The 9,956-nt window shown below is 71.2% G+C and carries 20 protein-coding genes; all 20 read right to left on the bottom strand.

The features are described from left to right. Positions 1 to 183: 183 nt before the first annotated feature. On the bottom strand, positions 184 to 357 hold the full coding sequence (locus tag QA634_RS20880) for a hypothetical protein (RefSeq protein WP_012333860.1): 174 nt from the start codon (positions 355 to 357) through the stop codon (positions 184 to 186). 34 nt (positions 358 to 391) lie between these two features. Further along, positions 392 to 784: a hypothetical protein gene (locus QA634_RS20875; protein WP_012333859.1), complete on the bottom strand. Its 393-nt coding sequence runs from the start codon at positions 782 to 784 to the stop codon at positions 392 to 394. A gap of 113 nt (positions 785 to 897) precedes the next feature. Further along, the gene (locus tag QA634_RS20870; protein ID WP_012333858.1) at positions 898 to 1,140 is read right to left on the bottom strand and encodes a hypothetical protein; all 243 of its coding nucleotides are present in this window, start codon (positions 1,138 to 1,140) and stop codon (positions 898 to 900) included. Positions 1,141 to 1,153: 13 nt separating this feature from the next. Next, on the bottom strand, positions 1,154 to 1,519 hold the full coding sequence (locus tag QA634_RS20865; protein ID WP_012333857.1) for a hypothetical protein: 366 nt from the start codon (positions 1,517 to 1,519) through the stop codon (positions 1,154 to 1,156). 41 nt (positions 1,520 to 1,560) lie between these two features. Beyond that, positions 1,561 to 1,827 carry a hypothetical protein gene (locus QA634_RS20860; RefSeq protein WP_018261548.1) on the bottom strand — a complete coding sequence of 89 codons (267 nt, stop codon included), beginning with the start codon at positions 1,825 to 1,827 and terminating at the stop codon, positions 1,561 to 1,563. Positions 1,828 to 2,086: 259 nt separating this feature from the next. Beyond that, on the bottom strand, positions 2,087 to 2,290 hold the full coding sequence (locus tag QA634_RS20855) for a hypothetical protein (RefSeq protein WP_012333855.1): 204 nt from the start codon (positions 2,288 to 2,290) through the stop codon (positions 2,087 to 2,089). A 2-nt stretch (positions 2,291 to 2,292) separates the two neighbouring features. Then, positions 2,293 to 2,460 carry a hypothetical protein gene (locus tag QA634_RS20850; RefSeq protein ID WP_012333854.1) on the bottom strand — a complete coding sequence of 56 codons (168 nt, stop codon included), beginning with the start codon at positions 2,458 to 2,460 and terminating at the stop codon, positions 2,293 to 2,295. A gap of 105 nt (positions 2,461 to 2,565) precedes the next feature. Further along, a complete protein-coding gene (locus tag QA634_RS20845) occupies positions 2,566 to 2,949 on the bottom strand; it encodes a hypothetical protein (RefSeq protein ID WP_012333853.1) in 384 nt (127 codons plus the stop codon). Between the two features lie 33 nt (positions 2,950 to 2,982). Continuing rightward, the gene (locus tag QA634_RS20840) at positions 2,983 to 3,207 is read right to left on the bottom strand and encodes a hypothetical protein (RefSeq protein WP_150108708.1); all 225 of its coding nucleotides are present in this window, start codon (positions 3,205 to 3,207) and stop codon (positions 2,983 to 2,985) included. Positions 3,208 to 3,324: 117 nt separating this feature from the next. Then, the gene (locus QA634_RS20835) at positions 3,325 to 4,206 is read right to left on the bottom strand and encodes a hypothetical protein (protein WP_265576395.1); all 882 of its coding nucleotides are present in this window, start codon (positions 4,204 to 4,206) and stop codon (positions 3,325 to 3,327) included. After that, a complete protein-coding gene (locus QA634_RS20830; RefSeq protein ID WP_012333850.1) occupies positions 4,203 to 4,658 on the bottom strand; it encodes a hypothetical protein in 456 nt (151 codons plus the stop codon). Before QA634_RS20830 ends, QA634_RS20835 begins: the two co-directional genes overlap by 4 nt. 235 nt (positions 4,659 to 4,893) lie before the next feature. Continuing rightward, positions 4,894 to 5,088: a hypothetical protein gene (locus QA634_RS20825; RefSeq protein WP_018261554.1), complete on the bottom strand. Its 195-nt coding sequence runs from the start codon at positions 5,086 to 5,088 to the stop codon at positions 4,894 to 4,896. A gap of 53 nt (positions 5,089 to 5,141) precedes the next feature. Further along, the gene (locus QA634_RS20820) at positions 5,142 to 5,573 is read right to left on the bottom strand and encodes a MucR family transcriptional regulator (RefSeq protein ID WP_012333847.1); all 432 of its coding nucleotides are present in this window, start codon (positions 5,571 to 5,573) and stop codon (positions 5,142 to 5,144) included. A 61-nt stretch (positions 5,574 to 5,634) separates the two neighbouring features. Further along, entirely contained in the window at positions 5,635 to 6,684 is a 1,050-nt protein-coding gene (locus tag QA634_RS20815; RefSeq protein ID WP_012333846.1) for a hypothetical protein, read from the bottom strand. Further along, the gene (locus QA634_RS20810) at positions 6,684 to 8,132 is read right to left on the bottom strand and encodes a replicative DNA helicase (RefSeq protein ID WP_012333845.1); all 1,449 of its coding nucleotides are present in this window, start codon (positions 8,130 to 8,132) and stop codon (positions 6,684 to 6,686) included. Before QA634_RS20810 ends, QA634_RS20815 begins: the two co-directional genes overlap by 1 nt. Then, positions 8,129 to 8,317, bottom strand: coding sequence for a hypothetical protein (locus tag QA634_RS20805; RefSeq protein WP_012333844.1), 189 nt, complete (start codon positions 8,315 to 8,317; stop codon positions 8,129 to 8,131). The genes QA634_RS20810 and QA634_RS20805 overlap by 4 nt, the downstream gene beginning before the upstream one ends. A gap of 2 nt (positions 8,318 to 8,319) precedes the next feature. After that, positions 8,320 to 8,562 (bottom strand): hypothetical protein, encoded by a 243-nt coding sequence (locus QA634_RS20800; RefSeq protein ID WP_012333843.1) that lies wholly within the window; start codon positions 8,560 to 8,562, stop codon positions 8,320 to 8,322. A gap of 4 nt (positions 8,563 to 8,566) precedes the next feature. Next, positions 8,567 to 9,148 carry an MT-A70 family methyltransferase gene (locus tag QA634_RS20795; RefSeq protein WP_012333842.1) on the bottom strand — a complete coding sequence of 194 codons (582 nt, stop codon included), beginning with the start codon at positions 9,146 to 9,148 and terminating at the stop codon, positions 8,567 to 8,569. Further along, positions 9,145 to 9,438: a hypothetical protein gene (locus QA634_RS20790; RefSeq protein WP_012333841.1), complete on the bottom strand. Its 294-nt coding sequence runs from the start codon at positions 9,436 to 9,438 to the stop codon at positions 9,145 to 9,147. Before QA634_RS20790 ends, QA634_RS20795 begins: the two co-directional genes overlap by 4 nt. Beyond that, entirely contained in the window at positions 9,435 to 9,947 is a 513-nt protein-coding gene (locus QA634_RS20785) for a hypothetical protein (protein WP_012333840.1), read from the bottom strand. The genes QA634_RS20790 and QA634_RS20785 overlap by 4 nt, the downstream gene beginning before the upstream one ends. Positions 9,948 to 9,956 lie beyond the last annotated feature (9 nt).

Genomic DNA, 9,956 nt, shown 5'->3' with positions numbered 1-9,956 from the left:
GTGTGGCATCTTCTTCTCCCTTGCGATCCTTGCCGGCAGTGCCATGATGCGGCTCGTTCTCCCCCGCCAGCGCGGGGATCGCCCTCCGGGGCGCGGATTGAAACGGCGGCTGCGCTCGCAGCGGAGACGGGATCGGCCCTGGCGCAAGCCGGGGCCTTTCTCCTGGGCGGAACCGCCTCCGCCTCACCCGATTGCGTGGAAGCAACCGGCGTGCTGCCACAGCTCCACGAGATGGCAGCCGCCCTCCTGCTTGTGCCGGCGGATCGCACCGTCAACCTGATCAGGGGTCAAAGCGGCGTCGATCACCTGCCACTTCTTGCCGTGCTCATCGGCGTAGAAGGCATGCGCGAGCCACATCTCATCCTCCGTCCCACTGTCCGGGCCGCTGCGATCAGTCGTCCGTAAAGTACGAGTCTTTCACCGCGAACCCGCGCCGCCGCGAAGGCGGATCCACGGCGGCGCGGCCAAGGATCGCCGTCCGGTTCTCGGTGATCTGCGCCGAGATCTCCGCATCGTCGGGCTTCTCGTGCAGCATGGCCGCCAGGAGGGCGTTGCTGTTCTCCAGCGCCCCCCGCAGCCTGTTGCGCTCGGCCTCCGCAGCTTCGGCCCGCTCGCGCCACGCATTCGAGCGTTCCAGGGCACTCGTGACGCGGCGGTGATCTGCGGCGCGCTCGGCCTCGGCGCGCACGAGGCGGGTGCAGATCGTCAACAGTGCCTCGTGCTCGTCGCTCGGGATGCAATCGAGCCCATGACCGTCAACGATCTTCCAAAATGCTTCGCTCATCACTTCCTCTTGTCTGTTTTACTCGGCCACCAATCAGATCGTCCGGCTTGCCGTCCGTAATCTCGGGGCGGCCGAGGAACCTGTGCCGATCCGTCAAACGCTGGATTGGCGGCCTACTGGCAGCCCGGCGTTAGACCATGGGCCGGCAGCGACGCCTCCGGCCCGTTCGGCTCGGCCGCGCGCATCGCGAGGTACACGCGGGCGCAGATGCAGCCGATTGCGACATTGCCGGTCTTGTCCGCGTCCGCGATCGCGACCTGCGCGCGCTTGAATTCCTCGACGCCGGCCGCCAGCATCTCAAAGGTCAAGATCTCCGCCAGCGCCTGATCGCGCGCGTCGCGTTCCGCGTCGGTCATCGTCACGTCCCGCTCAGTCGGCACGCGGGGCGGCGTCGGCCTTGAGGATCTCGGCCAGGATCCAGGCCGCCTTCCACTCGGGCGTGGATATCAGCTCGATCAGGCCTCGCTCGTAGGTCAGCGGGTACTTCTGGCGGATGAAGGTGCGGGCGCGGTGGCGCAGCTCCTCGATCAGCTCGGGGGTGATCGGCGGTGGCTTGTCCCAATGGCTCGCCGGAGGGACAGGGGCGGCCTCCCGGTCGTCGCCGGTCGCGGCCGTCGCCCGCGCGGTGCCGGAGCACGGCGCGCTCGGCTTGGGCTGAGGCGGCATGCTGGTGAGCAAGATGCCGGTCGTGTCGCCTGTGCCGTCGCAGTCCGAGCAGGGTACGGTAGGGTTCACGCGAATCTCCTTGGGTAGCGCGGGGTCAGACGGGGCTGGCTTTAGCTTGGCAGTTGCCCGGGCGGAAGCCTGGGAGGGAATTTCGCCGCCTCGCGGGCAGCCTGCCGGCGGGCCAGCATCGCCTCCTCAGCAACGGCCGCCCGCGCCTTGGCGAGCAGCTCCTCCGGGTCGGCGGCGAACACGACGATGGCGGACGGCGCGAACGCCCTGCCGGCCACCGCCGGGATCTCCTTCCCCAGCCGGGCGATCCACCGGCGCTCCGGCGGGCAGTCCTCGTCCATGCCGGCGCAGGTGCGGATCGTCGTCATCTCACAGCTCCTCCAGGCTCGCGCGGCGGCGGATCGGCCGCCCATCGACTTCCAGGCAGCGATTCCCTCGGCTCGGTGCTCACGGCAGAACCAGCGCCGAGGCTCGTGGAGCTGGTCGGGGCCGGGCGGGCCGTAGCCGAAGGGCGCTGGCGCGCGGCACTCCTCACAGACGGGCTCGCGGATCACCCGGGATGAGGACTTCCCCCGCAGCGCCTCCTGGGGACGCCGAGCGTCTCGAACAGGATGCCCTCGCGGGCCATCAGGCGGCGTCGGCGGGGCTCGTGGCCGGAGCCGTGGGGCCGCCTCGCGGCCTCTGGGGGGCGATCTCGGCCGCGGCATCGGGGGAATAGTCCTGCTTACCGACGTCGGCCGTGTCGCCGCACTCGCCGCGGACGACGCGGTAGGTCTGGTGGCTCGGCGGCCGGTCCCCGCCGATCGCGACGCGCTTCCGGGCGCGGGACATGGCTACGTCCTCCCCGCGGCTGGGCCGCGCGCGAGCATCGCGCCGCGGCTGCGCTCCATGACCTCCGCGACCGTCGCGGAGGATTCGATGGTCCAGTCGCCCAGAGCCGCGGCCATCAGCGGCACGCGGGCGAAGATCCGCCCCTGGGCGTCTCCGAGCAGGAAGTACATCTGCCGGCAGGCCGGCTCCTTTCAGCCGCAGACGGCCAGCTCCAGCGTGTGCGCGTCATAGACCTGTCGGGGGTCGAGCTGGTGATGGGTAGACCCGTCATCGGATCAGCCCTCGGCCGGGTCGGCGGGGGCGTCCCCGACGAGGCTGGCCGCAAGGGCGCCGACGGCCAGCTCTACGGCGGTCTTAAGCCTGACCACGCGGTCGGTGGTGACGATCGTGTCCGGCTCGTGATCGCGCCAGGACACCCACGCCTGCCGGCCGTAGACGCCCCGGATGATCCCCTCGGCGGGGTGGTCGAGGTGCCGGACCAGATCACCGTCCCGGAGGGCGGGGCGGACGCCGACGATGGCGCTCCGGTTGATGTAGTTGGCCTGCCCGCCGAGCCTGACGGCGATCTGGTTCTGATCCGCCTGGTGCAGCCAGCGGACTTCAGCCTCGATGGTGATAATGTCCCCTTCGACCAGGGTCGAGGTCGTCGCGTTGCTCATAGGTCAGTGCTCCTCTCCACCGGCCAGCTCGGCCTAGGTCGCGTCGGATTCGTCGAGGTAGGCGGTCACCAGCTCCGGGTGCCCGTTCGGGCTCTCGGGCCGGTAGGAGACGGGGACCGCCATGCGGAGCTTGCCCTTGCGCGCCGCGTCCGCGCCCCGCAGGCGGGCGGTTTCGATCGCGGCGGCCTCCGGGGCCGGCTTGGCCTGCCGGGACGACCACCGCGGGGCGGATCGCCAGCGCGAGGTCCGAGAAGCCAAGGCCGAACCGCGCGAGCTTGCGCCCGATCGCCCGGGCGGCGCCCAGCGCCTCGCCGTCATGGTCCGAGCCCAGGAGAGAGATCAGCTTCGCGATGTCGGCGCGGGCCTCGGGGCACATCAACGCGGCCCCCCGTCGTCCAGCATCCCCTCGCGCCGGGCGAGCCGGAAAAGGTACTGGCGGCGCTTCTCAGCGACGGCCGTGCTCTGACCGGCGAACTCGACCCTCACGTGCGCGAAGAGGATCGCCCTCACGATCCCCCGCAGGCTCTCGCCGCGACGGCGCTGGGAAAGGGCGGCACGGATCCGGTCCCAAAGTTCAGGCGGGGCTTCGGTGGTGGCCGGGTCGAGGACGGGAGCGGCCGCAGGCTCACGAGGAGCCTGCGGCACCCCCTGCCCTGCCGGCGCGCGAGCGAGGGCGGCTTCTGTCTCCGCGAGACGCTCGGCGCCTTCCTGGGCCTTACGGGCATCTATCACGTGGGCGGGGATCGGCACGTCGTCGCGACACAGGCCGGCGGCAATCAGCAGCGAGCCCCGACGACGGCGCGTCTTCTCGGTATTGATGTTCCGCCCAAGGCGTTTGCAGGCGCCGCTGAAGCTCCGGCGCTGCTCGACGCACTCGCACCAAAGCTGCAGCGCCCGGGCCTCGGGCTCCCTGTCGACGTAGAGCGACAGCCACGAGAGCGCGGCCTCGACGAACGATACCTGCTCCGCTGTCACCCGACCGCGGGCGACGGCATCGGAGCTCATCACCGGCCAGAACCCACGGTCGCTGCGTGGGCCGATCCGGCCGCCGATCGCGCGCAGGATTTCGTGCGCGTGCTCCAGCGCGAAATCGACATCGGCACTGTCCCACCCGCGGGTCGGGTGATCCAGCATGTGGACGGCGAGCCATGCCCGGCCGATCGGATCCTCAAGCAGGTGCTGGGGCACGCGGCGGGCCGCCACAAGGGCGGCCCTGGCGTCGAGGGGGAGCGCAAGGCGGGTCACGGCATGCTTCATGACCGCCCCCGGGTCGCGGCCCGCGCCTCAAGGAGCGACAGGTAACCGGGCAGGTCTGAGCCCGCCGGGTTCGGTTCGTAGAGGATGGTGGCGCCGAGCCCCTGCAGGACGGCGCGCGTCTCGTGGAGGATCCGGCGGAAATAGTCGGTGCGATCCTGCAAGCGCCGCCCCTTGAACAACAGTTCGATGGCCCGGCTACGGTCAACCGGGCGTGGGGAAGCTTTGATCAGGATCACGAGGAGCTTGGCCTGGAGAGGGGAGACACGCGCGGCCTCAGCGCCGACCGAGACGAGGCCGGACCGCGTGTCGACGGTGATGCGCCGGCCGGACGGCATTTTCGCCCGGCGGACGAGGCGGCGGGACGGTCGCGCGGTGCCGGCCCCTGCCGGCCCGGACCGGTCCGGGGCTTCACGTGCGGCGCACGTCAAGGGCATGGCGGCCGGTGCGTTCACCGTGAGCGCCTCCGCAGCACCCGTGCTTCGGTGATCGCGTTCGCAACGATTGTTTCGGCCGCGAACACGACTCGCCCATTGCCGCCGCACTCGTTGCGGCCCCGGCGAAAGCGCTCGAGATCGAGAATCGGCGGTGGTTTGCCCTCACAGTAGGACGAGCACCACGCACCGTTGCCGACGAGACAGGGGTCGTGGAGGGCGGTCCCGCGCTGGCGGGTCCTCTCAGTGTGGGCCTTCACGCCACCCTCCCCTGCACTTCAAGGAAGGTCGGGTCGGCGATCTGCGCCGCGCGCTCGGCCGGCTCCAGGGCCTTGCGCTGGGCCGCCGTCTCGATCTCCTCGGGTCGGATCAGTCCCTCCGGCACGGCCTTCCGGTCGTCCTTGCGGTGCTTCTTCGCCCGGGTCCGCTGCTTGCGTGAGGGTCGGCTCATGTCGCATCCCGCCAGGTGGATCAAGGCCGGCACCGCAGCGCCGGCCGGGTTCGTTACGCCGCCTCGGTCCCATCCACGAGCCGCGGCGCCGCCTTGCGTCCGAGCCCAAGCACTTTGGCGAGCTCGGACCGGGCCGCCGAGTAGGACGCGCAGGTCATCGGGTAGTCGGCCGGCAGGCCCCATTTCGCGCGGTAGGCCTCGGGGGTCAGCCCGCGCGAATTCAGGTGCCGTTTCAGCGACTTGTAGGGCTTGCCGTCCTCCAGGCTGAAGATCGCGTCCGGGGTCACGGTCTTGCGGATCGGCACCGGCGGGACGGGCCTCCCGGCCTCGGGTGCCGGCGCCGGGGCCGTGAGCGCTACCAGCGCCGCGTGGGTGTCGCGGATCAGCCCCGGCAGGTCGGCCGGCCGGATGGGGTTGTGGGCGACGTAGGCGGCGACCGTCTGGGCGGTCAGGGCGACGAGGTCTCGGGTCTTGAGGTCGGGCATCGGGGATCTCCGGGTGGGGCGGCACGGCGGCCGCGGGTGGCCCGCGGGGCGGGATTCGGGATCAGGCGGCCTCGGTGAGCAGCAGGCGGGCGGGGATGCGGCAGCCGGGGCGGCCAGGCGCCGGGCCGACGAGGTGCTCGATCCAGGCTGTCGGGTCGGCTCGAAACTTCTCGACGAACACCCTCAGCACGGCCTCGCCGTAGGCGCCGTAGGGCGAACCGAGGTCGATCATCTCCTCCGGCCTCGGCGGCGCGGGCGGCTTCGGCGAAAGGCCCTGCGCAGTGCGGGCGGAGCGCTGCGCCATCACCCGCTCGGCGACGGCGTTGGCGAGCAGCGGCCAGGTGCGGATTGGCGTGCGGCGGCAGGCGACTTCGCGCAGTGCCGGCACGATCTCGGACTCGAGGTCGAGGCCCTCCCGGACGAGCTGCACTACGGGCCGGGCGTCGGCCTCGACGCGCAGACCCCAGGTCTCGGGCAGCACCTCGCGGCAGCGGCCGGCGATCCGGTCGAAGCCCGCGGCGGTGTCGCACTCTCGGGTCGGCGTGGCCGGCCGGCTGGCGGGTGGCGGGGCGGCGTGACCGTGATCGGGCTCGGCAGGCGGCTGGCGCCGCGCATCGGCGGGTTGCGGGCCCGGCACCGGGGGTGCCACGGCGTTGAGCGTCCGACCCTCGCGCGGGGGGTGTGCGCCATTGGCCGCCGCCTTAAGATCCTTTCCCTTCCTATCCTCTCCCTTCCCTTCCCTTCCTACGCCGAACGTTCGACGTCCATTCGGCGAATGACCGTCTGGCGGTTCGGGCGTTCGGGGATCCTGCGGCCGATCGATCTTCTGATGATGCCACCCCGTGATGGCTAGAAACTCTTCATCGTCAACAACATAGACGCTGACGAGGTCGTTCGCCGCCAATTCGTCGATCATTCGACGAACGTCCGCAGCCGTGAAATCGTCGGACGGGTAGATCTGCGCCTTGATGCGCTTCGGCGAGAGCGCCATCCGGCCGGCGTCGTCGGCGAAGTTCCAGAGGCCGATGAACAGGAGGCGAGCGTTCGGCGAACACTCCATCACCTGGGCGGAGGTCCAGAACTCCGGCTTGATCGTGCGAATGCGAGCCATCAGGCCGGCCCCCTGGCGTGAGATGCGATGGTGGAGGAGGCGACGTCGACCCACAGGTCGAGCGTGGGCGTCGGCCCCATGCGGTTCTTACCCAGCGCCATCTCGAGCGCGTTGCGCTTCTCGATGAATCGGGCGCCGATCTCGGGATCGGAGGAGGCCTTGAGCTTCTTCTCGAGGTAGTAGGCCTCGCGGTAGAGGAAGAGGACGACGTCGGCATCCTGTTCGAGCTCGCCGGAATCGCGCAGGTCGGCGAGCGACGGGCGGCGATCGGCGCGTCCCTCAGCCTCGACGCCGCGGTTCAGCTGCGTGAGCAGCACCACGCAGATGTCCTCGGCCTTGGCGAGCGTTTTCAGGCCGCCGGAGATCTCGCCGATCTCGAGCACGCGGTTGCTCTTGTAGCGGTCGGTCGTCTTGATGAACTTGAGATAGTCGATGAACACCACGCCGAGCCGCTGGCCGACACGCTCCAGGCGCTTCTTCTGCGCCTTCACCGAGGCGGCGATCTGAGCGAGCGATATGCTGGGCTCGCACTCGATCCGCAGGTGCAGCCGGTCCAACCGCTTCTGCGCATCGCGCAACCGCCACATGTCCTCGTCGTCGAGGTCGACGGCGTGCATGATCGCGCCGAAGGTCAGCGGCTTGTGCGAGGCGTAGGCGAGGTCCGCGAAGTACCGCGCCATCATCTGGTCGCGGGTGACCTCCAGCTGGAACACCAGCACCCCGTCGTTGCGCGCGGCGTAGCGCGACAGCGCGGTCATCGAGACCGTCTTGCCCATGCCCGGGCGACCAGCGAGGAGCCAGAGCTGGCCGCGTCCGAAGCCGCCCGCCGTGGCGCGGTCGAGGTCTGGGATCCCGGTCGAGATGGCCGGAACCGCCAGCTGGCCGGCCCGCATTGCCTCGATGCGCTCCAGCATCCACGCGGCGCCCTCCCCGGCCGACATGCCGGCGAGGTGGGCCTTCGGCGATGCGGCGCGCGCGTCGAGAAGGTCGCCCTCGATCCCGTCGATGATCTCGTCGGAGGTGACCTCGGCGCCGCTGAAGCGGGCGCGCTCCTGCAGCCGATGCGCGGCCCTGATTAGGTCGCGACGCGTGGCGAGCGAGCGGATGATCTGCGCGTAGCCGGGCGCACCCGATACTGTGGTCGCTTCCGCGGCGAGCCGGGCGAGGTACTCGCCCACCGTCAGTCCGCCGAGGTCGGCGTCGCCTAGGTAGGGCTTCAGCGTGATCGGGCTGGCCTGCAGCCCTGCGCCGACCATCGCCGCGATCTGCTGGAAGATCGTGGCGTGCTCCGGCACGAAGAAGTGCTCGGGGGCGACGAGCGCCGTGACGAGCGACAGCGCATCGTTGTTGTTCAAGATGGCGCCGAGCAGGGCCTGCTCGGTCTCCACGCTGTGCGGCAGCGTCTCATCGAGGGCCGGCGCCGCGAAGGGAACGACGCGTCCGCTCATCGGCGCCCCCGCTCGCACTCAAGCTGCCGGCTCAGCGCCACCCAGGCGTCGTAGGCCTCGACGGCGGTGCGCATGTCGCTGAGGCGCCCCGTGCCGCGCGCGATCAGGAGCGCGGACCGGAAGGCCTCGAACGCAACGATCTCGCGTTGGTCGGGTGGGGGACGGAGGTGGACCAGGTCACCCATGATCAGCGAGCCTCCCGGTCGTAGGCGGCCAGGATCCGCTCCTGCTGGCGCGGCTGCAGGCCTTCGAGGAATGCGAGCGCCTGGGCGTGCCGCTCGCGATTGAAGGGATCGCCGAGCGCCCGCGCGGCGGCCGCCGCGTCCGGCACGGCGCCGATCGCGTGCGTCAGCCGGAAGGCGTCCTCGCCGCGGCGGAACACGCCGATGATCGCGGGAGAGAAGACGGGGAGGCTGCGGAAGCTCGCCATGGCGCTACTCCGCGGCCTGCACGGCCGGCGGGTCGAAGAGTCCTGCCTCCGCGCCCCAGGCCTCCCATCCGGCCCGCGTCTCCCGGGAGAACAGGTCTGCCCGCCGCGTCGCGCCGGTCGCCAGCGCCTCGGCCGCTTCGTACGGCTGGTCGGGCTTGCGGCTTTGCTCCCGGGCAGGCGCCACGATGACGGTGCGGACATCGCGCGCCGTGCGGGGCCGCCCGAACTTGCCGATCAGGAAGGGCTCGGAGGCCGAGCGCAGCACGTAGCCGGTGCCAAACGCGAGCTTGCCGCCGGGGGTGGTCTTCACCCACACGCCGGAGGTGGTGAAGGAGAAGCCCCAGGCCGCCATGACGGCGAGAGCTTGCGGCAGCATCGGATGCGTCGCCCAGAGCCACAGAAGCGCGTCCTGCCGGGCGAGGTGCGCCACCGGCAGAGCCTTGATCGCGTCGAGCGACATGCAGCCGTACTGCGCCTGCGCGCTCTTCGCCTCGCCCTTCGCCGACCGCAGGGAGAAGGCCCAAGGCGGATCGCCCATGATCAGGTCGAACGACAGGGGCGGCAGAGGGTCGAACGGCCAGCTCATGACCGCCCCCGCGCCCGCCACGCCGGCACCGGCTGCGGCCCGAGCAGATCCGCGCCCATCATGACCGTGCACGGCACGATGACGCCCGCCGCCTCCGCCGCCTGCACCCGCTCGATCGACACGGCGCGCTCGGCCGGCACGCCGGGCGGCGGCTCGGGCGGGGACGGCCACACGAAGCCGATTCCGGCGCGCCCGGCCTTCGCGACGAGCAGGTAGCCCGCGGCCGCCAGGCGCCGCAGGCAGGGCCCCTCCTCGGCCGGGGTGAGCGGGTGGAGGCGGGCGGCGATCATGCGGCCCTCCCCGCCCCGAGCGGACCGAGCTGGAAGCGACCAGCATGCTGCGGCGCGAGCTGGTGCACTGCGCAGGCCCACAGACCCAGCGCGTCAGCCGCGTTGTCGTCCTTCGGCGCCCAGCCCTGTCGCTCCGCCGCGGCGATCATCGCCGCCTTGTCGGCGCGGCCGCTGCCGGCGAAGAACTTCTTCACCGACTGCAGGTGGTGCTCCATCACGCGCACCTGCCGCAGCCGGCAGGCGAACTCGGTGTGCCAGGCGAGGCCGTAGAGCTTGCGCGCCGCCGCGAGCGAGGTGGTGCCGCTCATCACCGGCGCCTCGAAGACGACCACGCCGGGATCCTCCAGCGTGATCATGTCGAGGAGCCAGGTGTTGAAGGCGTCGGCGAAGCGGCCGATGTCCTCGCCCGTCGAGGGAAGGACCTTCGTCCCGTAGGTCGGCTCGGACCCGGGCGCGCCGCAGGCCCAGCCGCAGCGCGTCGCGAGGTCGAGGGCCAGGATCTTGCGCATCGGCCGGCC

This window comes from Methylobacterium sp. CB376 (genome assembly GCF_029714205.1).
Taxonomy (GTDB): domain Bacteria; phylum Pseudomonadota; class Alphaproteobacteria; order Rhizobiales; family Beijerinckiaceae; genus Methylobacterium.
The sequence above is the reverse complement of the archived record's forward strand: the minus strand, read 5'-3'. Positions and strand labels throughout refer to the sequence as shown.